The sequence below is a fragment of the Halomonas sp. DP5N14-9 genome (assembly GCF_019802175.1).
Lineage (GTDB): Bacteria > Pseudomonadota > Gammaproteobacteria > Pseudomonadales > Halomonadaceae > Halomonas > Halomonas litopenaei.
Genome location: NZ_JAHVHR010000018.1, coordinates 95,665 through 119,711, shown reverse-complemented (window position 1 = coordinate 119,711; position 24,047 = coordinate 95,665). Strand labels below are relative to the sequence as shown.

At 63.3% G+C, this 24,047-nt stretch carries 25 protein-coding genes; 20 read left to right on the top strand and 5 right to left on the bottom strand.

Features of this window, described 5'->3' with window-relative positions:
- Positions 1–15: 15 nt before the first annotated feature.
- Positions 16–651: a cytochrome c oxidase assembly protein gene (locus KUW00_RS10860; RefSeq protein WP_222569058.1), complete on the top strand. Its 636-nt coding sequence runs from the start codon at positions 16–18 to the stop codon at positions 649–651.
- The gene (locus tag KUW00_RS10855) at positions 648–1,511 is read left to right on the top strand and encodes a cytochrome c oxidase subunit 3 (protein ID WP_222569057.1); all 864 of its coding nucleotides are present in this window, start codon (positions 648–650) and stop codon (positions 1,509–1,511) included. Before KUW00_RS10860 ends, KUW00_RS10855 begins: the two co-directional genes overlap by 4 nt.
- 21 nt (positions 1,512–1,532) lie before the next feature.
- Here KUW00_RS10855 and KUW00_RS10850 read toward each other — a convergent pair whose 3' ends face one another.
- Complete coding sequence (locus KUW00_RS10850; protein WP_222569056.1) at positions 1,533–1,724, bottom strand: DUF2909 family protein; 192 nt, start codon at positions 1,722–1,724, stop codon at positions 1,533–1,535.
- Between KUW00_RS10850 and KUW00_RS10845 the strand changes: the two genes are divergently transcribed.
- The 13 genes from KUW00_RS10845 to ihfA all read left to right on the top strand — a co-directional run bounded on the left by KUW00_RS10845 (position 1,723) and on the right by ihfA (position 14,509).
- Complete coding sequence (locus KUW00_RS10845; RefSeq protein ID WP_222569055.1) at positions 1,723–2,478, top strand: SURF1 family protein; 756 nt, start codon at positions 1,723–1,725, stop codon at positions 2,476–2,478. The genes KUW00_RS10850 and KUW00_RS10845 overlap by 2 nt on opposite strands.
- Before the next feature lie 205 nt (positions 2,479–2,683).
- A complete protein-coding gene (locus KUW00_RS10840) occupies positions 2,684–3,337 on the top strand; it encodes a hypothetical protein (protein WP_222569054.1) in 654 nt (217 codons plus the stop codon).
- On the top strand, positions 3,330–4,370 hold the full coding sequence (locus KUW00_RS10835) for a COX15/CtaA family protein (protein WP_045991501.1): 1,041 nt from the start codon (positions 3,330–3,332) through the stop codon (positions 4,368–4,370). Before KUW00_RS10840 ends, KUW00_RS10835 begins: the two co-directional genes overlap by 8 nt.
- The gene (gene cyoE, locus KUW00_RS10830; protein WP_213229050.1) at positions 4,363–5,280 is read left to right on the top strand and encodes a heme o synthase; all 918 of its coding nucleotides are present in this window, start codon (positions 4,363–4,365) and stop codon (positions 5,278–5,280) included. Before KUW00_RS10835 ends, cyoE begins: the two co-directional genes overlap by 8 nt.
- Before the next feature lie 158 nt (positions 5,281–5,438).
- On the top strand, positions 5,439–5,906 hold the full coding sequence (locus tag KUW00_RS10825) for a DUF2489 domain-containing protein (RefSeq protein ID WP_045991499.1): 468 nt from the start codon (positions 5,439–5,441) through the stop codon (positions 5,904–5,906).
- A gap of 319 nt (positions 5,907–6,225) precedes the next feature.
- Positions 6,226–7,038, top strand: a complete 813-nt coding sequence (locus KUW00_RS10820; RefSeq protein WP_045991498.1) for an OmpA family protein — start codon at positions 6,226–6,228, stop codon at positions 7,036–7,038.
- Positions 7,039–7,305: 267 nt separating this feature from the next.
- Positions 7,306–9,204: a threonine--tRNA ligase gene (gene thrS / locus KUW00_RS10815; protein WP_045991497.1), complete on the top strand. Its 1,899-nt coding sequence runs from the start codon at positions 7,306–7,308 to the stop codon at positions 9,202–9,204.
- Positions 9,205–9,298: 94 nt separating this feature from the next.
- Entirely contained in the window at positions 9,299–9,838 is a 540-nt protein-coding gene (gene infC, locus KUW00_RS10810) for a translation initiation factor IF-3 (protein ID WP_083970214.1), read from the top strand.
- A gap of 88 nt (positions 9,839–9,926) precedes the next feature.
- Positions 9,927–10,121: a 50S ribosomal protein L35 gene (rpmI, locus tag KUW00_RS10805; RefSeq protein ID WP_045991495.1), complete on the top strand. Its 195-nt coding sequence runs from the start codon at positions 9,927–9,929 to the stop codon at positions 10,119–10,121.
- A 37-nt stretch (positions 10,122–10,158) separates the two neighbouring features.
- Complete coding sequence (gene rplT / locus KUW00_RS10800) at positions 10,159–10,512, top strand: 50S ribosomal protein L20 (RefSeq protein WP_045991494.1); 354 nt, start codon at positions 10,159–10,161, stop codon at positions 10,510–10,512.
- Between the two features lie 176 nt (positions 10,513–10,688).
- Complete coding sequence (pheS, locus tag KUW00_RS10795; protein ID WP_045991493.1) at positions 10,689–11,708, top strand: phenylalanine--tRNA ligase subunit alpha; 1,020 nt, start codon at positions 10,689–10,691, stop codon at positions 11,706–11,708.
- A 65-nt stretch (positions 11,709–11,773) separates the two neighbouring features.
- The gene (pheT, locus tag KUW00_RS10790) at positions 11,774–14,155 is read left to right on the top strand and encodes a phenylalanine--tRNA ligase subunit beta (protein WP_222569053.1); all 2,382 of its coding nucleotides are present in this window, start codon (positions 11,774–11,776) and stop codon (positions 14,153–14,155) included.
- 57 nt (positions 14,156–14,212) lie between these two features.
- On the top strand, positions 14,213–14,509 hold the full coding sequence (gene ihfA, locus KUW00_RS10785; RefSeq protein ID WP_045991491.1) for an integration host factor subunit alpha: 297 nt from the start codon (positions 14,213–14,215) through the stop codon (positions 14,507–14,509).
- Positions 14,510–14,779: 270 nt separating this feature from the next.
- Here ihfA and KUW00_RS10780 read toward each other — a convergent pair whose 3' ends face one another.
- Positions 14,780–16,159, bottom strand: a complete 1,380-nt coding sequence (locus tag KUW00_RS10780; protein ID WP_222569052.1) for a uracil-xanthine permease family protein — start codon at positions 16,157–16,159, stop codon at positions 14,780–14,782.
- A 241-nt stretch (positions 16,160–16,400) separates the two neighbouring features.
- Positions 16,401–16,607, bottom strand: a complete 207-nt coding sequence (locus tag KUW00_RS10775) for a DUF2788 domain-containing protein (protein ID WP_045991489.1) — start codon at positions 16,605–16,607, stop codon at positions 16,401–16,403.
- Positions 16,608–16,759: 152 nt separating this feature from the next.
- Here KUW00_RS10775 and KUW00_RS10770 point away from each other — a divergent pair, with 152 nt between their 5' ends.
- A complete protein-coding gene (locus tag KUW00_RS10770) occupies positions 16,760–17,224 on the top strand; it encodes a flavodoxin domain-containing protein (protein ID WP_222569051.1) in 465 nt (154 codons plus the stop codon).
- On the top strand, positions 17,224–17,592 hold the full coding sequence (locus KUW00_RS10765; protein WP_045991487.1) for a hypothetical protein: 369 nt from the start codon (positions 17,224–17,226) through the stop codon (positions 17,590–17,592). The genes KUW00_RS10770 and KUW00_RS10765 overlap by 1 nt, the downstream gene beginning before the upstream one ends.
- A gap of 82 nt (positions 17,593–17,674) precedes the next feature.
- Here KUW00_RS10765 and ppnN read toward each other — a convergent pair whose 3' ends face one another.
- A complete protein-coding gene (ppnN, locus tag KUW00_RS10760; RefSeq protein ID WP_108133572.1) occupies positions 17,675–19,048 on the bottom strand; it encodes a nucleotide 5'-monophosphate nucleosidase PpnN in 1,374 nt (457 codons plus the stop codon).
- Positions 19,049–19,074: 26 nt separating this feature from the next.
- Positions 19,075–19,413 (bottom strand): hypothetical protein, encoded by a 339-nt coding sequence (locus KUW00_RS10755; protein ID WP_222569050.1) that lies wholly within the window; start codon positions 19,411–19,413, stop codon positions 19,075–19,077.
- A gap of 193 nt (positions 19,414–19,606) precedes the next feature.
- Here KUW00_RS10755 and KUW00_RS10750 point away from each other — a divergent pair, with 193 nt between their 5' ends.
- The 3 genes from KUW00_RS10750 (at position 19,607) to KUW00_RS10740 (ending at position 24,045) form a co-directional block, all read left to right on the top strand.
- A complete protein-coding gene (locus KUW00_RS10750) occupies positions 19,607–20,524 on the top strand; it encodes a LysR family transcriptional regulator (protein ID WP_045991484.1) in 918 nt (305 codons plus the stop codon).
- A 223-nt stretch (positions 20,525–20,747) separates the two neighbouring features.
- The gene (locus KUW00_RS10745) at positions 20,748–22,076 is read left to right on the top strand and encodes a purine-cytosine permease family protein (RefSeq protein WP_222569049.1); all 1,329 of its coding nucleotides are present in this window, start codon (positions 20,748–20,750) and stop codon (positions 22,074–22,076) included.
- A gap of 223 nt (positions 22,077–22,299) precedes the next feature.
- Positions 22,300–24,045: a hydantoinase B/oxoprolinase family protein gene (locus KUW00_RS10740; protein WP_222569048.1), complete on the top strand. Its 1,746-nt coding sequence runs from the start codon at positions 22,300–22,302 to the stop codon at positions 24,043–24,045.
- Positions 24,046–24,047 lie beyond the last annotated feature (2 nt).

Here is a 24,047-nt window from a genome sequence, read left to right as displayed (position 1 = left end):
GTCGGGAGTGTCGCCATGACGGACGTCGTCGAGGATCGCAGTCCCCAGGTTCGACGAACCGTGGTGAAGACTCTGGTGGTGCTGGCGGGGATGTTTGGCTTCGCGTTTGCCCTGGTCCCGCTGTATGACGTCTTCTGCCAGGTGACGGGCCTCAACGGCAAGACCTCGACCAGCGCTCAGACGCTGGTGCACGAAGAGGTCGATACCGAACGCACGGTGACGATGCAGTTCGTGACCCGTGGCAGTGCGGGACTGCCGTGGAAGCTTGAGGCCCACAGTCGCCAGATTCGGGTTCACCCAGGGCAGAGCACGGAGGTGTATTTCACCTTTCGCAATCTGGGTGACCAGGCGCTGGTGGCAAGGGCGGTGCCCAGCGTGACCCCATCTCCGGCGTCGCTACATCTGCGCAAGCTGGCCTGTTTCTGTTTCGACAATCAACGGCTGGCGCCGGGGGAGAGCTTCGAGGCGCCACTGGTGTTTCAACTGACCCGCGATCTCCCCGAAGAGATCAAGACGGTGACCCTGGTGTACACGCTCTACCCGCAGGACCAGGGACCGGACGTGGCGGTGGCGACGGTGGCCGACGGCGCACCGGGCAGTGACAAGGGACGCCGACCGGCGTCTGGCGAAGATCCAGGAGGTGAAGCATGAGTGGTGGCAGCTACTACGTACCCGCGACCAGCAAGTGGCCGATCCTCGGTTCCCTGGCCATGGGCGTGATGATGGTCGGCGGGGGCACCTGGCTGGTGCACGGGGCGGCGGGGTCGCCGATCATGCTGGCGGGTCTGGTGGGCATCCTGGCGGTGATGGTGCTGTGGTTCAGGGATGTCATCAAGGAGTCCATGTCAGGGCTCTACGATGCCCAGATGGATCGCTCCTTCCGCTGGGGCATGGGCTGGTTCATCTTCTCGGAGGTGATGTTCTTCGGTGCCTTCTTCGGGGCGCTGTTCTACGTGCGGACCCTGGCGCTGCCGTGGCTCGATGGTGAGGGGGCGAAGGGCGTGACGGCTTTGCTGTGGCCCGACTTCACCGCCAGCTGGCCGCTGGAGAACCCACCGGACAGCGCCATCTCGGGGCCGACCGAGACCCTGAGTCCGTGGCAGCTGCCGCTGGTCAACACCCTGCTGCTGGTGTCCTCGAGCATTACCCTGACGGTCGCCCACGAAGCATTGAAGATGGGCGAGCGTCGTGCCACCCACAACTGGCTGTTCGGCACGGTGCTGCTGGGTACCTGCTTCATCATCATCCAGGGGGTCGAATACTACGAGGCCTACCACCATCTGGGCCTGACCCTGGAGGCGGGCATCTACGGCTCGACCTTCTTCATGCTGACGGGCTTCCATGGCCTTCACGTCATCATCGGCACCATCATCCTGGCCAGCATCCTGATGCGTATCCGCAAGGGCCATTTCAGTGGCGACAACCACTTCGGTTTCGAGGCGGCGGCCTGGTACTGGCACTTTGTCGACGTGGTCTGGCTGGGGCTGTTCATCTTTGTCTACGTGTTCTGAGGCAGGCGGCGTGGGGGCCGCTCAGCCGATCGTACCGGTGGCGAAGCCATAGGCCAGCAACGCCAGCAGCAGGGCGGCCAGGGCTACCCGGATCTTTAGCGAGACCAGCAGGCGGCGTGAGTGGCTGTTGTCCTTGAGCAGGAAGCCGACCCCGGCCGCGAGACTGGCCAGCATGGCCACGAACACGATCAGAATCAGGATCTTGAGCAGCATGGTGAGAGTCCGTTCGAGTGAGGGGAAAAGGCGTGGTCCGGGTCGGCTGGTGGCCTGGTGCCTGCTGTGTGCAGCGCTGATGGCGCTGGGTATCGGCCTTGGACTATGGCAGTGGGAGCGCGCCGCCGGCAAGCGCGACTATCTTGCAAACCTTGCCGAGGCACCGACCTTGAACATGCCAGGGACATTGCCGCCGGACGGCAGCCACCTGTCGCTCGAAGGCGTCTTTCAGGCCGACGAAACCCTCTACCTGGACAATCGGATGCTCGGCAATCGACTCGGGGTGGCGGTGCTCACGCCCTTTGTCGACGTCGAGGGACAGCGGTGGCTGGTGGAGCGCGGCTTTCTCGAGACAGGGGTGTCGCGCCAGGCGCCCCACGCAGCGACGCCGAAGGGGCTGGTGTCGCTGAGCGGTGACTGGCAGGCGGATGGCCGGCGTACGCCGCGGTTCGGTGACAACCTCGAAGGCACGCGACTGCAGCGCATCGAACTCGGAGCCTGGGACGAGGAGTTCAGCTTTGCCGGTTGGCTGCATCAGCGCCAGGGTCCCGGGCATCTGGAGGACTGGTGGACGCCTAACGTCATGCCACCAGAGCGACATCTGGCCTATGCACTGCAGTGGTGGGGGCTTTCGCTGGTGGCGCTGCTGGCGCTGCTGTTTGGAGGTCGACGACTCTATCGCGATCTTTGCGCGGCGGGCGTCACGAGCGCTGAAAGGTCAATTGTTGATATGTCCGCCAGGCAAGAACGCTAAGGCCGAGAGATGGCGAGACTGCGAAAGAAAACCGCGGAAGACAACAACGCCGCGAAAGATAGGAAAGGGTCGAAAGACAAGCGACATCGGCGAGGGCAAGAGGCTAGCGCGAGAGCACGACACTAGCGCGAGAACGACAGATACCCGATAGCCCAGCGGACACGACAGGACCGAACGTGTCGACGCAAGGAGTGGAGGTGCGAGGATGACGACGATGGGGTGGCAGCGGCTGAAGCTGGTCGCACTGATCGCGATCTTTGTGATGCCCATGGCGCTTGCCTGGGGCATGGTCGAGTTCCGTATCGGGATTCCCGACAACCGTACCGCCCACGGGGCGCTTGATGCCGATGTGCCGCCGCTGTCCCGGTGGCCGGCTCTTGAGCGCACAGACATTGCCAGTCGCGATCGTGGAGGGGAGCTCGCGGCGCATGCCTGGACCCTGGCCTACGATTGCGGCGATAGCTGCGCCGAAGACGCGGATCGCTGGTGGCGCCTGCACCGGGCGCTGGGCAAGGACGCCCATCGTCTGAGTCGGTTGCGCGTAGGCGGAGACGCTGCCGCCTTGCCTGGCGAGTCGCTGATGACCTGGACCGAGTCGCCGGAGTGGGCCAGTCAGGGGCAGGCGTGGCTGCTTGACCCCCAGGGGTGGGTGGCGGTCGCCTATCCTGCCGGGGTGGAGACCCGGGCGGTGATGGACGACATCGAGCATCTGTTCAAGCGCAACCCCGAGCCACCGCTTGCTGCCCTGGGCGAAGATCCCGGTGAGGCCGAGGCTACGCAAGGTGCCACCGAACTGGTCAGTCTGCACGACAGCAAAGGTGCCAGCGAAGACGCCCGCCAGGAGGTGCGCCATGAATGATCGACGCCTGGCGACGCTGCGGCTCTTGAGTCTGGTGGGGGCCCTGTTCACCGCTCTGGTCATCATGGCCGGTGCCTTCACCCGGTTGCTGGATGCGGGGCTGGGTTGTCCCGACTGGCCGGGGTGCTATGGGGCGCTGGTCGTGCCCGATGCAAGCAGCGCTCTGCTGCATAGTCCGGATGCACCGCTGGAGGCATCCAAGGCCTGGATGGAAATGATTCATCGCTACCTGGCCGGATGTCTCGGGGTCATGGTGATGGCCCTGCTGGTGCTGGCCTGGCCCAGGCGGCGCAAGCCTGGGTTTCCCTGGCGTCTGATGCTGATGCTGTTCGCCGCCTTGATGGTGCAGGGGGCCTTCGGTGCCTACACCGTGACCCTCAAGCTGTGGCCCCAGGTGGTAACCCTTCACCTGCTGGGAGGTCTCACGGTGATGACGCTGTTCATCTGGCTGCATCTGCGCCTGCGTCGCGTCGCCAGGGGCGAGGCGGCGCTCGCTGCCCGACCACTGGGGGCGCTGATGGGGGTGGCCACCATGCTGCTGGTACTGCAACTGGCGCTGGGGGGCTGGACCTCCAGCAACTACGCGGGCATCGCCTGTCAGGGGTTTCCCACCTGCAATAGCCAGTGGGTGCCCGACACCGACTGGGGTGAGGGCTTCCACCTTACCCAGACGGTGGGGCCCAACTATCTGCACGGGGCCCTGCACGCCGAAGCACGCACGACGATCCATCTGGCCCATCGGCTGGGAGCGCTGGCGTTGACGCTGGCGCTGGCACTGGTGGTGATCCGTCGCTGGCATCGCCGTGAAATGCGGCCCTGGCTGCTGACGCTGGCCGGGGCGACGGCTTTGCAGGTCGCCCTGGGTATCGCCAATGTGCTGCTGTGGCTGCCGCTGGGCCTGGCGCTTCTGCATACTGCCGGCGCGGTACTGCTGGTCTTCAGTTTTACCCTGGTGGCGTGGAAGCAGCGCCATTCAAGACAGGCGGTGAAGGGACGTCAACGTCAGACCAGAGGAGGTTGGCTCCATGCGTGATGCACAGGCCATGGGGGCAGCGACCCATCCGCTATGGCGTGACTTGTTGACGTTGTGCAAATGGCGAGTGGTCATGGTGATGCTGGTATGCGCCCTGGTGGGGATGTTGCTGGCGATCCCTGGTGCGATATCGCCAGCTGCGCTTAACGCCATGGTGTGCGGGCTTATCGGGATTGCACTGGCCGCCGCCGGGGCGGCGGCGATCAACCACGTGGTGGATCGCAAGCTGGATGCGCGGATGCATCGCACCTCGCGGCGCCCGCTGGCGTCCGGTCGCTTGTCGACGCCACTGGCGCTGGCCTGGGCGCTGTCATTGTCCACCTCGGGGGTGGCGCTGCTGGCGCTGACCGTCAATCCGTTGACCGCTTGGCTTACGCTGTTGTCGCTGGTCGGTTATGCGTTGATCTACACGGTGTTTCTGAAACGGGCCACGCCGCAGAATATCGTCATCGGTGGAGTCGCCGGTGCCGCGCCGCCACTGTTGGGCTGGACCAGTGTGACCGGGACAGTGGGAGCCGAGCCGCTGCTGCTCATGTTGATCATCTTTGCCTGGACGCCGCCGCACTTCTGGGCGCTGGCGATCTACAAGCGCGATGAATACGCCGAGGCAGGGGTACCGATGCTGCCCGTGACCCATGGCCTCGCCTTTGCCAGACTGCAGGTCTGGCTATATGGCTGGTTGACGGTGGCCGCCACCTTGCTGCCGTTCACCATCGGCATGAGTGGCTGGCTCTATCTGGTCAGCGTCTGTGTGCTCAATCTACGCTTCATGCAGTGGAATCTCAGGGTCTGGCGTGGACACGACGAACAGGCGCCCTTGCAGGCCTTCTGGTTTTCCATTCGCTATCTGCTCGGCGTCTTTCTGGCCTTGTTGCTGGATCACTATCTGAGCATCGCCTTGAGTCCGTGAGGGCCGACTACCTTCGTTCAACGGTCCGGTGTCACGGGAGTGTCATCGGCAGGTGGCAACAATGCAGGCGGCAGTCACCGGTCTTTCTCGCGATGAATGGTTCAGCCTCTCTGGTAGATGTGTAGAATGCCCCCTTTGACCATCGCACAGGGGGCTGCATGTCCACGACGCTCGCTTATGCCTTGCTCGGGCTTGGCATTGTCATCATTGCCGCGTTGGCGTGGTACGCCTGGTCGTTGAAGAATGAGGTGCGGCGCCGAGAGGGAGTGATTCGGGACGAGGAACGTCGTGCCAGGGAAAATGGCCTGGAAAACCTCGGTCTGGTTGCGTCGGCGCTATTGCAGCGTCAGGTCGATGTGACCGAAGGCTGCTGGCGGTTGAAAGTATTGTTCGAGATCATCGATCCGGCACTGCTTGAGCGGCGCGAGTTCAGAGTCTTTGCCGAGGTCTACGAACAGACCCGTCATCTGCACACACATCAGGCTCGTCAAGAGCTTACGCCCAAGGAGCGGTTCGCTGAAGACAAGCAGCGACTGGCCGTGGAAGAAGCGAATCGCGACGATGTGCTGGCTGCGGCACAGGCTGCGCTGGATTTTCAAGCCCGTTACCCCGACTCTCTCAATTGAGCGATCTCGAACACTGTTCGATGAAGTGAATGACGGGCGGGTATCGCCTGTGCTAGTTTGATTGTACAGAAGCGATACGTCATGATATCGCCTGCAAGGGATTGGTCGTGCAGCAATTGTCTTGCACGATGGGCCGTTGGCAGAAGACGTTGAGATATTGGCGACTAATAGACTGGCTAGGCGCTGTATTTCATGCTTTTCTTGCCTATGAGGAAGTAGGGTACCTATCCTGTTTCTCGATCGGCACAACATTGGACCCGCTGAAGAACAGGGTTACCCGTATTCAGCATTGAGTGTCAGATAGAAGAAGGAGTCTTACATGAAAAAATCAACGACTGGCTTGCTGCTCGGTTCTGCACTGGTTGTCGGCCTCTCCGGCTGCGCCAGCTCCGCCTCTCAGTCCTCCTCCGGCATGAGCGCATCTGACGCCAAGCCGTGGTACCAGCACCCGATGGTGTGTGGTATCGCTGGTGGTCTGATCGGCGGTGGTATCGGCTACGGCACCACCAGCGATGACGACGAGGAAACCGGCGCTGCTGTCGGCGCGACCGTCGGCACCGTGGCTGGCGCTCTGCTGTGTGCCGAGCCGAACAAGGAGCCGATGAACGCTCCGAAGGATTCCGACGGTGACGGCGTCTACGACGCCAACGACCAGTGCCCGGGTACTCCGGCCGGCGTCGCCGTGGACGCAGTGGGTTGCCCGCTGGATTCCGACAACGATGGCGTGCCGGACTTCCAGGACCAGTGCCCGGGTACTCCGGCTGGCGTCGAGGTCAACTCCCTCGGTTGCGAGAAGGACCTGGTCCTGCGTGACGTGAACTTCGAGTTCGACTCCGCCGTCCTGACCGCTCAGGCTGAGCAGGTTCTGGCTGGTGTTGCCGAGCGTCTGCGCGCCAACCCGAACGTCGGCGTGCGCATCGAAGGTCACACCGACAGCGTCGGTTCCGACAGCTACAACAAGCAGCTGTCTCAGGAGCGTGCCGCTTCCGTTGCTCGCTTCCTGGCGAGCCAGGGTGTTCAGCCGAACCGCATGCGTGCCATCGGTTACGGTGAAGAGCAGCCCATCGCGACCAACGACACCGATGCAGGTCGTGCGGAAAACCGTCGTGTGGAACTGGGTGAGTGGCAGTAAGTCTGCCCTGACCGAGTCCGTCTCGATCGCCTGATCGAGCACGATGACATCAGCGAGGCGCCTTCGGGCGCCTCGCTGCGTTTCGGGTGGTGGTGGCCTGTCTTGCCATCCCGCTCGCTAAAGGTGTCGCGACGCCCTCCACAGGGGTAGAGCATGGCGCCGGCGGCGCCATTTCTGATATTCTATGTCGCTGTTTCACCCCTCGAATCCATTTTGGCGACACGTGATCCCTGGTATGGATCACCACTGCGCACAAGGACAGCTTGCATGCCCATCGTGACACTGCCTGACGGCAGTCAGAGAACCTTCGATTCCCCCCTTAGCGTCATGGAACTGGCCGAGAGCATCGGCCCGGGACTTGCCAAGGCCTGCGTGGCCGGCAAGATCGACGGCGTATTGGTGGACGCCGCGGACCTGATCGAGACGGACGCCGAGGTGGCGATCCTGACCGCACGTGACGAGGAAGGCCTGGAGATCATCCGGCATTCCTGTGCCCACCTGATCGGGCACGCGGTCAAGCAGCTCTATCCCGAGGCCAAGATGGCCATCGGCCCGGTGATCACCGACGGCTTCTATTACGACATCGATTTCGGCCAGTCGATCACCCCGGAAGACCTCGAGACCATCGAGAAGCGCATGAAGCAGCTGATCGATGAAGAGTACGACGTGGTCCGCGAGTACGTCGATCGCGATGCCGCGATGCTGGAATTCCTGCATCGCGATGAGCCCTACAAGCAGGAAATCGTGCGCGGGATTCCCGAAGGCGACACTATTCGCCTCTACCGCCACAAGGAATATACCGACATGTGTCGTGGGCCCCACGTGCCCAACACGCGTCACCTCAAGGCGTTCAAACTGACCAAACTGGCCGGTGCCTACTGGCGCGGCAATGCCGACAACGCCATGCTGACTCGCATCTACGGCACCGCCTGGGGCGACAAGAAGCAGCTCAAGGCCTACCTGCACCGCCTCGAGGAAGCCGAGAAGCGCGATCACCGCAAGCTGGCGCGTCGTCTCGATCTCTTCCACATGCAGGAAGAGGCGCCGGGCATGGTGTTCTGGCACCCCAACGGCTGGACCCTGTGGCAGCGCGTCGAGCAGTACATGCGCGGCGTCTACAAGGAGGGCGGCTATCAGGAGATTCGCTGTCCCCAGATCATGGACGTGTCGCTGTGGAAGAAGTCCGGCCATTGGGATAACTACGCCGACGGCATGTTCTTCACCGAGTCCGAGAAGCGTGAGTACGCGCTCAAGCCGATGAACTGCCCGGGCCACGTCCAGGTGTTCAACTCCGGCCTGCGCAGCTACCGTGAACTGCCGGTGCGCTTCGGCGAATTCGGCGGCTGTCACCGTAATGAGCCGTCCGGCGCGCTGCACGGCATCATGCGAGTGCGCGCCTTTACCCAAGACGACGGCCACATCTTCTGTACCGAAGAGCAGGTGCAGCCTGAGGTGACGAGCTTCCATCGTCAGGCGCTCAAGGTCTACAGCGACTTTGGCTTCGAGGATATCGCGATCAAGATCGCCCTGCGCCCGGAAAAGCGCATTGGCGACGACGACACCTGGGATCGTGCCGAGAACGCCCTGCGTGGCGCGCTGGAGGCCTGTGGGGTCGAGTGGCAGGAGCTGCCGGGCGAGGGCGCCTTCTATGGCCCCAAGATCGAGTATCACATGAAGGACTGCCTGGGCCGCGAGTGGCAGGTCGGCACCATGCAGGTCGACTTCATGATGCCCACGCGCCTGGGTGCCCAGTACGTGACCGAAGAGGGCGAGCGCAAGCCGCCGGTCATGCTGCACCGTGCCATCGTCGGTTCGATGGAGCGCTTCATCGGCATCCTGATCGAGCACTACGCCGGCGCCATGCCGCTGTGGCTCGCGCCGGAGCAGGCGGTGGTGATGATCATCACCGATGCCCAGAAGGAATACGCCGAAGCCTTGACCTCACGACTGCAAAAAATCGGTCTTCGCGTCAAGTCGGACTTGAGGAACGAGAAGATCGGCTTTAAAATTCGCGAGCATACGTTGCAGAAGGTACCCTATCTCCTGGTGGTCGGAGATAAGGAAGTAGAGGCCGACTCGGTGGCTGTGCGTACGCGCAGCGGCGAAAATCTGGGCACCATGACCGTGGACGCCTTTATTGAACGAGTTCAGGCCGAGCGGTACTAACGGGTAGGCGGCATGGGCCGCCCCCTCGTGTGAGGCTCTAGGCACGCACCTTCCCAGCTCTCGCACCTTCCAAAGCTACAGTGGAGACGGAACCATCAAGAGAAGCAACCCCAGAGGACGCCCCCAGGACAAGCGTCCGCCAATGAACGAGCGCATCACCGAAGATCAGGTCCGCCTGATCGCCAGCGACGGCGAACAGCTTGGCATCGTGGATACCCGCGACGCCCTTGAGCGTGCCGAAGCGGAAGGGATGGACCTCGTACAGATTTCCAATGCCGATCCGATCGTCTGCAAGATCATGGATTACGGCAAGTTCGTCTTCGAGCAGAAGAAGCAGAAAGCTGCTCAGAAGAAGAAGCAGAAGCAAATCCAGGTCAAGGAAGTCAAATTCCGTCCTGGCACCGACGAGGGTGACTATCAGGTCAAGATGAAGAACCTGATTCGATTCCTCGAAGGTGGCGACAAGGGCAAGGTCACCCTGCGTTTCCGCGGGCGTGAAATGGCGCACCAGGACATCGGCCGCAAGCTGATGGAACGGATCGCAGCGGATCTCGAGGAAATCGGGACCGTGGAATCCTTCCCCAAGATGGAAGGGCGCCAGATGATCATGATCATTGCCCCCAAGAAGAAGTGATCCGACGGCCGGTTCAACGATTGGTCAGCCTGTGAAGGCTGGCCATTGGCCCCGGATTTTCTAAAGAAACTCGAGCGGAGTTATTCTCATGCCGAAGATCAAGAGCAACAGCGGCGCTGCCAAGCGCTTCAAGAAGACTGCCAACGGCTTCAAGCACAAGCAGTCCTTCCGTAGTCACATTCTGACCAAGAAGTCCACCAAGCGTAAGCGTCAGCTGCGCGGCATGCAGCAGATCCACGACGCCGACAAGGCACTCGTGCGTCGCATGCTGCCGTACGTATAAACCCTTGGTGAACCCCCTTTAACGTCAGGAGAGTGCTATGACTCGTGTCAAGCGTGGTGTCGTCGCCCGTCGTCGTCACAAGAAGATCATGAAGCAGGCCAAGGGCTACTACGGTGCCCGTTCGCGCGTCTTTCGCGTTGCCAAGCAGGCCGTCATCAAGGCCGGCCAGTACGCGTACCGCGACCGTCGCCAGCGCAAGCGTCAGTTCCGTGCCCTGTGGATCCAGCGTATCAACGCCGGTGCCCGTCAGCACGGTCTGTCCTACAGCCGCTTCGTCGGTGGTCTGAAGAAGGCCGGTATCGAAATCGACCGCAAGGTCCTGGCTGACCTGGCCGTTCACGAGAAGGCAGCCTTTGCTGCCATCGTCGAGAAGGCCAAGGCTGCCCAGTAAGCGCGTTCGAATGATGAGCGAGCTCTCCCCATGGGGAGACGAGCGTTCATGATCGCCCCAGGGGAAGAGCAGCCGCTCTTCCCCTGTTTTTTTGGCGACCCCTTTTTCATCGCGATCTCTCTACTATTGCGCGACCACTCCACCACTGAACGATCAACGATATCGGAGCTCAACGTATGGACCACCTTCCCGACCTGGTTCAACAAGCTCGCGACGCCATCCAGTCAGCCGACTCCATGGCCGCACTCGACGAGATTCGCGTCAAGTACCTGGGCAAGAAGGGCGAACTGACCGCGCTGCTCAAGGGGCTCGGCAAGCTGCCCGCCGAGGAGCGCCCGGCGGCCGGTGAGCGCATCAACCAGGCCAAGCAGGAGCTGGCCAAGGAACTCGATACCCGGCGCGAGGCCCTGGCCAAGGCCGAACTCGACGCCAAGCTTGCCGCAGAACGCCTGGACGTGACCCTGCCGGGTCGTGGACAGCCCACCGGTGGCCTGCATCCGGTGACACGCACCCTGGAGCGTATCGAAGGCCTGTTCCGTCGCATCGGCTACGAGGTGGCGGTGGGGCCAGAGCTCGAAGACGACCACCATAACTTTGAAGCCCTGAACATCCCGGCCCACCATCCGGCGCGAGGCATGGCCGACACCTTCTATTTCGACGCCACCCGGCTGCTGCGCACCCACACCTCGCCGGTCCAGGTGCGCACCATGAAGGCCGAGGAGCCGCCGATCCGCATCGTCTGCCCGGGTCGGGTGTACCGCAGTGACTCGGATCTGACCCATACCCCGATGTTCCATCAGGTCGAGGGCCTGCTGATCGAGGAAGACGTCAGTTTCGCCGACCTCAAGGGCACCATCGAAGACTTTCTGCATGCCTTCTTCGAGCGCGATGACCTGTCGGTACGTTTCCGTCCGTCCTATTTCCCCTTCACCGAGCCTTCCGCCGAGGTCGATATCGCCTGCGTGATGTGCGCCGGTGAAGGTTGCCGTGTGTGCTCCCACACCGGCTGGCTCGAGGTGATGGGCTGCGGCATGGTCCACCCGGAAGTCTTCCGTCACGGCGGCATCGATCCCGAGCGCTATACCGGTTTCGCCTTCGGTATGGGTGCCGAGCGCCTGGCCATGCTGCGCTACGGCGTCAACGATCTGCGCCTGTTCTTTGAAAACGATCTGCGCTTTCTTCGTCAGTTTCACTGAGCGCTGCGGGCCAGAGGGCTCGATAAAGAACATCGAATGCAGGAACAGGACGTCAAGGAGTCCTCATGAAAGTATCCGAACAGTGGCTGCGTGAGTGGGTATCTCCGCAGCTTTCCACCCAGGGGCTTGCCGACCAGATCACCATGGCGGGGCTCGAGGTGGACGCCGTCGAACCCGTGGCGGCGGCCTTCAGCGATGTCGTGGTGGCCAAGGTGGTCGACAAGGCCCCGCACCCTGATGCCGACAAGCTCAACGTCTGTCAGGTCGACGACGGTAGCGGCGAGACCGTGCAGGTGGTGTGTGGCGCACCCAATGTGGCCGCCGGTCAGCACATCCCCTTTGCCCGCGTGGGCGCGGTGTTGCCGGGTGACTTCAAGATCAAGAAGGCCAAGCTCAGGGGCGTCGAGTCCCGCGGCATGATCTGCTCCGCCTCGGAGCTGGGCCTGGAGGAGGGCACCTCCGAGGGTATCCTGGTGTTGCCCGAGGACGCTCCGGTAGGCACCGCCCTGCGCGACTACCTGGGTCTGGATGACCACACCATCGAGGTCGATCTGACGCCGAACCGCGGCGACTGTCTGAGCGTCCAGGGCCTGGCCCGCGAGGTAGGCGTGCTCAACCGTCTTGGCCTGAACGCGCCGCAGATCTCCGAGGTTGCGGCCAGTCATGACGAAATCTTCCCGGTCCGGGTCGAGGACGCAGAGCGCTGCCCGCGCTATATCGGCCGTCTGATCAAGGGCGTCGATATCAGCCGTCCCACGCCGATGTGGATGGTGGAGCGTCTGCGCCGCAGCGGCGTGCGCGCCATCGATCCGGCGGTGGACGTGACCAACTACGTGATGCTGGAGCTGGGTCAGCCGCTGCATGCCTTCGATCGTGCCAACCTCGAGGGTGCCGTGATCGTGCGTCTGGCGCGCCAGGGCGAGGAACTTGTGCTGCTCGATGGCCAGACCGTCAGCCTCGACCCGAGCACCCTGATCATCGCCGACGAGAAGGGGCCGCTGGCCCTGGCCGGAGTGATGGGCGGCGAACACTCCGGTGTCAGCGAGGCCACCCGCGATATCTTCCTGGAAGGCGCCTTCTTCACCCCCTTGGCGGTGGCCGGGCAAGCGCGCTCCTACGGGCTTCACACCGATGCCTCGCATCGTTTCGAGCGCGGCGTCGATCCCGAGCTGACGCGCCGTGCCATCGAGCGGGCCACCGAGCTTCTGATCGCCATCTGCGGCGGCGAAGCCGGGCCGCTCAATGAGCAGGCATCCGACGCGCACCTGCCGGCTCAGCGTGAGGTGACCCTGCGCACCGAGCGGCTGGCCAAGGCGCTGTCCAAGCGCCTGGACGACGCCGAGGTCGGCGAGATCCTCGAGCGCCTGGGCATGGCAGTGGAAAGCATCGACGCTGGCTTCCGGGTCAAGGTGCCGAGCTGGCGTTTCGACGTCACCATCGAGGAAGACCTGATCGAGGAAGTGGCGCGGATTCACGGCTATAACCGTCTGCCGGTGCGTCGCCCCGCCGTGCGTCTGGCACTCAAGGCAGACCATGAGTCCAGGAGCCCGTTGTCGCGGCTGCGTCGTCAGATGACCGCACGTGGCTACCAGGAAGCGATCACCTACAGTTTCGTCGCCCCGGAGCTGCAGCGTGTGCTGCTGCCTGAAGCGGTGTCGCCGGTGCTGGCCAACCCGATTTCGACGGATCTGTCGGTGATGCGGGCGAGCCTGTTCCCGGGCCTGGTCAGGGCGCTTGAGCACAATCTCAATCGCCAGCAGACCCGCGTGCGCCTGTTCGAGAGCGGCCTCGTTTTCCGCGGTGAGCTCGATGAACTGGAGCAGGTGCCGATGCTCGGCGCCATCGTCTGCGGCTCGCGCCTTCCCGAAGGCTGGGCCGGCGGTCGCGACAAGGTCGACTTCTTCGATCTCAAGGGTGACCTCGAGAGTCTGTTCGAAGTGACCGGCAGCGCCGACGCCTGGCGCTTCGAGCCGGGCGAGCATCCGTCGCTGCATCCCGGGCAGTGCGCGCGCATCCTCCATCGCGGCGAGGAAGCCGGCTGGATCGGCACCCTGCACCCGGCGGTCAAGGCCAAGCTTGGTCTCAAGACCGACGCCGTGCTGTTCGAGGTGCGCCTCGACGCGCTCAGCCAGGGCAGCATCCCTGCCTTTGCGCCGCTGTCACGGTATCCCGAGGTGCGTCGCGACCTGGCCTTTGTGGTGGATGAGGACCAGCCGGTGCAGGCGCTGCTCGACCGGGTGCGTGCCGAAGCCGGTGAATGGCTCACCGAACTGGGGCTTTTCGACGTCTATCAGGGTAAAGGCGTAGCCGAAGGTCGTAAGAGTGTGGCCTTGGGCTTGACCTGGCAGCATCCTTCGCGCACGCTAAATGACGAAGAAATCAATCAGTTGGTCGATGCCATCGTGGCAACGGCTCGGCAGGGACTCGATGCCGAGCTGCGTGCCTGACGCTTTCCCCTGACGGGCGCGGACGGTTGGCGTGACCATCACCATGAGGATAAGAACATGGGAGCGTTGACCAAGGCAGAACTGGCCGAGCATCTGCATACCGAGCTCGGCCTGTCCAAGCGGGAGGCGAAGACCATGGTGGAAGCCTTCTTCGAGGAAATTCGCGCCTGTCTGCGGGAAAACGAGCAGGTCAAGCTGTCGGGGTTCGGCAATTTCGACCTGCGCGACAAGCGTGAAAGGCCTGGGCGAAACCCCAAGACGGGAGAAGAGATTCCGATCTCGGCTCGGCGTGTGGTGACCTTCCGGCCCGGGCAGAAATTGAAAAGCCAGGTGGGGCATCCCGAGGAAGCCTAGAGGTGTGAAGCCTTGGCTTTGCTGGCCTCGCCCGATCGCCAAGCGTTACTCCACGACGGTGTCGTCTTGCATCGTCTGTCTTGAAAGGTTCCGGCCCGTAAAGGCGTCACCCTGAAGAAGTGTCGTAACCGAAGCTCGTGACGGAAAGTGTCATCGTAAAAAGCGCCGCCCCAAGAGGGCGGCGCTTTTTCTGTGACGGGACTGGAGTGGAGCCTTGCAACAGAGCCTTTGCAGCCGTTGCTGATATCAAGGTCACCGGCGCACCGGGCCTCAGCCTTCCTCGGTGCTCTGGCGATCGAGATTCGTCTGTCGGGCTTCTTCCTCCCTTTCCTGAGCCTCCTGGGCCAGTGTCTTGCGCGGCAACAGCAGGTTCAACAGGAAGGCGCTGATCGCGGCGATCACGATGGGTGCGCCCGTGACCACGTCCTTGACCGTTTCCGGGAATTGTTCGATCGCGGCCGGCACCGAGGTGATGCCCAGGCTGAGGGCCAGCGACAGCCCGACGATGGTCATGTTGCGGGCGGTCATCTCGTCCTTGATCAACAGCTGGATGCCGGTCACCGTGATCATTCCGAACACGGTGATGGTGGCGCCACCGATGACCGGATAGGGGATGGTCGTCATCAGCGCGCCGAACTTGGGGCTGAGTCCGGCCAGCAGCACGATGACACCCGCCAGCATGAAGACGCTTCTACTGATGACCTTGGTGATCGCCACGATGCCGACGTTCTGGCTGTAGGTGGAGGTCGGCAGGGCGCCGAAGAAGGTGCTCAGGGTGGTCGTCAGGCCATTGCCGAGCAGGCCGCCGGTGAGTTCCTTTGTCGCCAGTTCCCGGTTCATCCCCGCCACGCTGGTCGCGGAGAGATCGCCAATCGTCTGGACCGAATTGATCACGCAGATCACCACCATGGAAATGATGGCCGCGGAGTGAAACTCCATCTCGAACGGCATCAACTCCGGCACCGCCAGCCATGGGGCGTTGTTCACCGGGGAAAAGTCGATCATGCCCAGGGGGATGGCGACCAGATAGCCCACCAGCATGCCGATGATGATGGCCGACAGCTTGACCACGCCGCGCCCGAACTGGGACGCCACCAGGACGGTGACCAGCGTCAGAACGCCCAGGCCCCAGTTGACGAGATCACCGAAGCCTTCGGCGTTGACGTTGCCACTGCCAGCCATGTAACGGATGGCGATGTCGTACAGCGACAGTCCGATCACCAGCACCACGGTGCCCGCCACCACCGGGGGAAAGAGGTGGCGGATGAACTGGATGAAGTAGCCCACCACCATCATGGTGATGCCACCGATCAATTGGGCGCCCAGGATGCCCTCGATGCCGTACTGGGCGCCGACGGCGATCAGCGTTGGCACATAGGCGAAGCCGACACCGAAGATGGCCGGCAGGCGGGCGCCGAACTTCCAGACGCCGTAGAGGTGGAAGAGGGTGCAGACGCCGGAGGCAAGCACCGCTACCTGAATCAGCTGGAGTTTTTCCGCCGGGGTGGCGCCGACCACGCCGGCGACGATAAGCGGCGGCGTGATGACACCGGCGATCATCGCCAGCACGTGTTGAAGCGAAATGGGCAGCGCCCGGGCTATGCCGGGCCGGCCGTGGAAGTCGAACAGCGTCGTGGGGGGTGTCTGCATGATCCTGGCCATTGTGGTTGTTGTCAGGGCGTCGGTAGTCGCTGAATACACTATGCAGCGCTAGTGTATCCAATGTAGGACGACAAACTGTATACAACAATGGTTCGATACCTGATATCGGCGGTACGAACAAAACGGCAGAATCGGTAAGACAACGACGCCATGGACAATGGCGATGTCGACCTGGAGGCTGAGGCTCTGGTGGAAGAGTCGACGAGAGCAAGTGTCGCCAGGAGCGGTGCTAGACCCCCTTGCCTTCCAGATACCAGGTAATGACGACCTTTGCCACGTAGCCCAGCATGCCGGCGCCAAGCACGATGAACAGCATCAGGGTGCCGAAGCGGCCAGCCTTGGACTGCTTCGCCAGGTCCCAGATGATAAAGCACATGAACAGGATCAGGCCGCCGATCATGATGGGGGTGATCCAGGCCTCGAAGGTCTCGCGCATGGGGCTCTCGCTTGTGTGGTGGCGGTGGGCGGGGGAGTGTGAACTGGCCTGCCATGGTATCCGGTCCAGACACGGCTTGCAGCGCCCGAGGGATGCGCAGGTGCCAGCCTACGTGCTAGAATCCGACCAAAATTCTCAGGTAATTCCATCACATGCCTACTCTCAAGATACTGGTTGGCACCATGTACGGTGGTGCTCTCGACGTAGCCGAACAGGTCAAGCCGTTATTCGAGGACGCGGGCTACGAGGTTTCGGTGCTCGAAAACCCGACCCTGGCCGACGTCACCGACGACGCACCCGATCTGGCGCTGTTCTGCGTGTCTACCACCGGCAGCGGTGACTTCCCGGGAAATTTCGTCAGCTTCGTGCGCGAGTTGGAGGACAAGAGTCCCGGCCTTGGGCAACTTCGCTATGGCCTGATCGCCCTGGGCGACAGCTCCTACGGAGAAACCTTCTGCGGCGCCGGGCGCCGACTGGACCAGCTGCTCGAGGAGCAGGGCGCAACACGCCTCGACGACCGGCTCGAGATCGACGCCATGGAGACCTTCATGGCCGATGACGAGGCGCTGCCCTGGGTCGAGGGCTGGATTGCCCGTCAGAACCTGAAGGTGGCCTGATGGCCAGGGCGATCGCGAGCCCTGCTCGCCTGAGCCTGATGGTCGGCCTGATGCTGGTGCTTGCGCTGACCCTGCCGCGCTACCAGATGGCCGGTCTCGATACCCGCGAGACGCTGGGCTATATCGTGCTCGGCGTACTGGCCCTGGCCAGCCTGTTTCAGTGGCGGTTGCTCGATGGCGCGGGACGCTCACGCTTTCTACGCATGCTGTTCACCCTGTTGGGCTGCATGGTCGTGGGCCTGGTGGTAATGGCGATCTACAGCACCCTGGTCGATGGCATGGCGCTTGGTCTGGCGGTGCTTTCCCAGGGGGCGACCGCAGGACTGTTGCTGCACGCCGTAGTGCTGGTGTTCTCGAAGCGGGATTGATTGAAGGTCTCAATGCACATCGCCCCGAGCCTTGCGGCTCGGGGCGATGTGTTTATGGTGCTGCGGATACGGATGAGGGCGATCAGGCGACAGCGCCGCCCAGGGTATAGCAGGGGACATAGTCACCCGCGAGTTTCATGCGACCCTGGGCGACGAAGGACGTCAGCAGGGCGTCGAGCTTCTCCATCAGGTCGGCCTCGGCGTGCAGGCGGAAGGGGCCGTGGGCCTCGATGGCGCGAATGCCCTGTTCCTTGACGTTGCCGGCGACGATGCCGGAAAAGGCGCGGCGCAGATTGGCGGCCAGTTCGTGCTTGGGCAGTTCACGGCTCAGCGCCAGCGACGCCATGGCTTCGTGGGTCGGCACGAAGGGCTCTTGGAAGTTACGCGCGATGGTCAGGCGCCAGTTGTAGTAGAAGGCATCCTGGCGGGCGCGCCGATACTCGGTGACCTTGTCGATGTTGGCGCGCATGGTGCGGGCCACCTCGGTCGGGTCATCGATGATGATCTGATAGAGCTCGCGCACCGATTCGCCGAGGGTGTAGACCAGAAATTCGTCGATTCGCTGGAAGTACTCGGCGGCGCTGGCGGGGCCGGTGAACACCACCGGGAACTCCATGTCGGCGTTGTCCGGGTGCAGCAGGATGCCGAGCAGGTAGAGGATTTCCTCGGCGGTGCCGACCCCGCCGGGGAAGACGATGATACCGTGGCCCAGGCGCACGAAGGCTTCCAGGCGCTTCTCGATATCCGGCATTACCACCAGTTCGTTGACGATGGGATTCGGCGCCTCGGCGGCGATGATGCCGGGCTCCGACACCCCCAGGTAACGGCCGGGGTAGCGGCGCTGCTTGGCGTGGGCGACGTTGGCGCCCTTCATCGGTCCCTTCATGGCGCCAGGGCCGCAGCCGGTGCAGATGTCGAGATCGCGAAGCCCCAGGTGGTAGCCCACGTCCTTGGTGTACTCGTACTCCTCGCGGGAGATCGAGTGGCCACCCCAGCACACCACCAGACTCGGATCCCGGCTAGGCTTGAGCGTACCGGCCTTGCGCAGGATGTGGAACACCGCGTTGGTGGTGCCCTCGCCGGTGGCCAGGTCGAAGCGCGACTGGTTCTGGATCTCGTTGTAGACGTAGACGATGTCGCGCAACACGCTGGAGATATGCTCGCGGATGCCGCGAATCATGCGGCCGTCGACGAAGGCCTCGGCGGGGGCATCGGTCAGCTTCAGACGTACCCCGCGGTCCTGCTGCAAAAGCTCGATATCGAAGTTGGGGTAGGTCTCGAGCAGGGCCAGGCCGTCATCCATGGGGTTGCCGGAATTGAGCACCGCCAGCGTACAGCGGCGCAGCATCTCGTGCAGGCCGGTCTGGGAGCTGTCGCGCAGACGATTGACCTCGTGCTGGGACAGAATCTCGAGGCTGCCCTCGGGGGAGATCGTGGTGGAAATGGTCTCGGGCATAAAAGGCTTCCTTGTCTGGGCGGGTGTCAGGGCGCAGGGGCCTTGGCACACGCCTGATTGAAGAGGGCGCGCACGGCGCTCTGATCCGCGTCGCTCATGCCGTCCTGGGCAAAGGCGCCGTCCAGCCATTCATGGAAGACGGCGTCGAAATCGTCACTGGTGACTTCGCTCGGGTCGTAGTCCAGCTGGTCCACCACCAGGGGGATCTGGGGAATCAGATAGCCCAGCGGAAACAGCTCCTCGGCGCTGGCGTCACGCTCCATGTCGATCAGGGCATCATGGATGGCGTCGGCACGGGCGGCGATGGGGTCATGCATGGTGGTGAACCCTTGGTCGGAGGTGGTGTGAAATGAACGCTCGATCATGGCTCGATGCTACCACGGCCGGGCGTCAGGGCGCACCGCTGCGGGCTTCGTGCTGAAGTGGTAGACTATGCCGACCCAAGGAAAGGGCCTCTTGCACTGCGTGGGCATTTCCTCAATTGGCCTTGGTTTGCAGCAGCCATGACCTGGCTTGTCGCTGGCCTGCAAACCGGACGGATCACCCTGGCGTCACTCCATGTTCAATGCCCTGTACTTCCGCACCTTCATCACCCTGGTAGAGACCGGCAGCTTCACCCGTACCGCCCAGCGTCTCGAGATGACCCAGCCGGGGGTGAGCCAGCACGTGCGCAAGCTCGAGCGTTATCTGGACAAGACCCTGCTGGAGCGCCAGGGGCGCCGCTTCCGGCTGACCGAGGCCGGCCGCCGAGCTTACGACTACGCGGTAAAGCTGTTTTCCGAGCATGAACAGTTTCGTCACTCTCTGGACGACGAGAGTCTCGACAGCGGCGAGTGTCGGCTGGCGTCACCCGGCAGCATCGGGCTGATGCTCTATCCGTTTATCCTGGGCCAGCAGCAGCGGCATCCAGGACTGACCGTATCCTATTGCTTCGCCTTTCATCAGGAGATCCTGGCCGATGTGCTGGCCGGTCGGCACGATCTCGGCATCGTCACCGAGGTCACCCGTCACCCGGATCTCGAGTGCGAGGCGTGGCACGACGAACCCTTGAGCCTGGTAGTGCCGGCGGACTTTACCGGCACCAGCCTCAATGACCTGCTGGGGCTCGGCTTCATCAGCTATACCGATGGTCTGGACAAGGCCGGTAGCCTGCTGCGAGCCAATTTTCCCGACGACTTCAGCTCCATGAGCCACTTCCCGCGACAGGGCTTCACCAACGAGGTGGGCATGGTGCTCGACGCCGTGGCCCGTGGCCTCGGCTTCAGCGTGGTCTCGCGCCTGGTGCTCGAGACCTCGCCCTGGCAACGTCAGGTGCGCGAGATGACCCTGACCCACCCCATGGACGAGACGCTCTACCTCGTCAGTCGACGCGGGGCGCGGGTCCCCAGTCGCTACCACCACCTGCTCGAGGCCTTTCGCGAGCAGCGCCATCTGGAGCGCTTCGGCCACCCCGAGGGTCGCCAGGCCGAGGGCTGAGGCGCCGTCTTTCCTCCTTGTATCAACCGCCAGTTTTCCGTCAGTGCCCTGTGACGCAAGCGCCGGGGCGCTGAGCGCCAAGCCTTTTCTCTTGTGACCTTTCAGGCTGGCAGTGCCGTGATCCGCGCCGGGCAAGTTGCCCGCCGACGCCCGACAGGCGTCTGACGTGCACTAGCTCGCCGCGTTCAGATCCGGATGCCGACAACAACAAGAGGAAATCACCATGGCTAGTCCCCCCATCACTGAACACCGCCCGAGCGAGGCGCAGGAAGACGCTGACCGCATGTCCCGCTCAAGCCTGATGATGGCCTGGTGGGCCGTGCTCAGCGCCATCTTCTATCTGGTCGTGGCGGCGGCCATGGCCAGAAGCTATGGCACCGCCAATGCGCTGATCGGGATCGTCATGAGCATCCTGGTCTACAGCGCCATCAACGCGGTACTGAGCCGTTTCGCCCAGCGCACCGGTCTCACCGTTGCCGAGTTTTCCCGTGCGCTTTTCGGTCGCCTGGGAGCCCTGGTGGCGACCCTGATCTTCTTTGCCACGGCGCTGTACTACGCCGTCTTCGAAGGCTACGTGATGGCCCTGGCGCTGAGCCACCAGAGTGGCTGGCCGATGGCGCTGACCACCCTGGTCGTGGTGATCGTCGGCATCGCCCTTATCGGCGCCGGCGTCCAGCGCTTCCTGGACCGTTTCAACGCCTGGCTGTTGCCGGTCTATCTGCTGGGCATGCTGGCGGCAGTGTGGCTGGCCATCGATGGATACGGCTATCCCGAGGGCTGGCTGACCCGGGTGCCTGAAGGTGGCGCCCCGGCCTTCGGCTGGTGGCACACCTTCACCTACTACATGGGTATCTGGGTGCTGATGATGTTCACCTTCGACTACGCCCGTTTCGGCAAGGACCGCGATCGTCGCTTCCACGCTCGCATCACCTTCGGCCTGCCGTTCTACGCGCTGGCCTTCGGCTTCAGCGCCGTGGTGGGCATCCTGCTGGACGCCACCCTGCCCACCGCAGGGCTCTCCGAGGCGGCCATCGTCATGGGCCTGCTGGAGCTGATGGGGCTGGCGGGTCTTGTGCTTGTGTGGGTGACCCAGAGCCGCATCAATACCGCCAACTACTTCCTCGCTACCTCCAATCTCGCCAGCCTGCTGGGACAGTGGCGCCCTGGAAAGGCGTGCTATGGACTGGCCATGGCACTGGTGGCGGCCCTGGCCTGGGCGCTGATGTCAGCCGATGTGTTCGGGTATCTGCTCACGGCCTTGGCCTATCAAGGCATCTTCGTGGTCGCCTGGGTCGGGGTCGCGCTGAGTCATATCCTGTCCCGCGCCGCTCGTGAAACTGCACCTGCCAGTGTCGAGGAAGACGAGCCGGTCTACCGGTTGGCGGGGCTCGGCGCCTGGGCTGGCGCCTGCCTGGTCGGGGTGGTGCTGATGCACCAGCCGACCCTCGCCAGCTTCTCGGCACCGGCCACCTTCCTGCTGGCCTTCACCCTGGCACGCCTGCTGCCAGGCGGTTCCATCAACGTCGCCGGATTGTTGCCGTCCCGGGATTGACCTGCACAAGGGCCCCCGGTGGCCAGGCGACGAGGGTCCGCGCCCGGAGTTCCTTTCCGCAGGCGCGGACCCTGTGCATTTGCCGCCAGCCCACCCTCCAGTGCACTCAGCGTCAACTCCTGCCTCCTTCAACGCCAATCCCTGCATGGCTGTCGGCGAGAAGATGACGGTGAGGAGCGGCGCACCGCTTCGACTCCAACAACCACAAGAGCGCGGAGTGACCATGACAACTGTGGATCCCATTACCCTGGCGGTCGTCCGGGGAGCGCTGGAGACGGCGCAGCGCGAGATGACCCTGACGCTGGAAAAGACCGGACGATCCAGCGTCTTCAATCTGGCCCATGACTATTCCAACGCCCTGTTCGATGCCGTGCCCGAAATGATCCTGCAGGGCCAGGACATCCCGATACATCTGGGTTCATTGATACCCGCGATGAAGGCGGTGGCCGGCTTCTACGGCGAGGACATCGCGCCCGGGGACGTCGTCTACCACAACGACCCGGCCTACAAGGGCAGTCATATCATCGACTGCTGCATGTACAAGCCGGTGTTCTTCGAGGGCGAGCTGGTGTTCTGGACGGTGTGCAAGGGCCACCTGACGGATATCGGCGGCCCGGTCCCTGCGGGCTACAACCCCGACGCCAAGGAAATCTATGCCGAGGGCCTGAGGATTCCCCCGGTCAAGCTGTGGGAGAAGGGGCGCCGTCGCGAAGACGTGATCAACCTGCTGTTGACCAACATGCGTGCCCGCGAGCATCAGGAAGGGGATCTCAATGCCCAATACGGTGCCTGCGGCGTCGGCGAGCGTCACCTGCTGCGTCTGCTCGAGCGCTACGGTGTGGACACCGTCAAGGCGGCGATCGCCGAACTCAAGGCGATGGCGGACCGCCAGATGCGCAGTTTGATCGCCGAGGTGGCCGACGGCGAGTACAGCGGCACCGCCGTGCTGGAGGATTCCGGCCATGGGCTTGGCGATCTCGAGATCACCGCCCACGTGAAAATTGAGGGCGACGAAGTGGCCATTCGTATCGACAGCCCCCCTCAGGTGCCTTACTTCATCAATTCCTACGAGGGCAACTCGATGTCCGGCGTGCTGCTGGGGCTGATGATGTTTGCCCAGCTGCCGCCACCCTACAACGAGGGGCTCTATCGTTGCCTGAGCGTCGATATGGGCCCGCCCGGCACCCTGTGCAACGCCAGCGAGCCGGCACCCCACGCCAACTGCACCACCACGCCCATGGAGACCTTGACCGATGCGGTACGCCTGGCCTTCGAGCAGGCGGCGCCCGAGCGGGTCAGCGCGTCCTGGGGACACGCCAGCGGCATCAATATCGCCGGTTTCGACCCACGTCATGGCAACGAGCAGTACGTGACCATGGTGCTGGCGTCGATCATCTCCGGCGCCGGTGCCACCCGGACCATGGACGGCTGGCACTCACGGGGTCCGCTGTGTTGCTTCGGTGCGCTGATGTCCGGTGACATCGAGCTGCTCGAGACCTCCTATCCGATCCTGATTCATCGCTATGGTCTGGTGACCGACAGTTGCGGCGCGGGAGAGCGGCGCGGCGGTTCCGGGACCTGGCTGGAAATCGAGCCGCTGGACCACGCCATGACGGCGGTGGCCTTCGGCGAGGGACGACAGTACGCCACTGCTGGCGCAGGCGGTGCGCGCAATGCCCTGGTCGAGCCCAAGCTCGGGCGGCTGGTGCATCGGCACGGAGACGGCAGCGAGACGGTCTATGACCGCAATGCGCTGTTGACCATCGAACCCGGCGAGCGGGTCATCAACGTCAATCCTGGTGGCGGTGGCTTCGGTGATCCCTGGACACGACCGCCGCAGGAGGTTGCCGGCGACGTCCGCGATGGTCTGGTGTCCCGTGAGGGCGCCCGTCAGGACTACGGGGTAGTGGTCGATGACCAGCTGCGCCTGGATGAGTCCGCCTCCCGTCAACTGCGCCAGACACGCTAGGA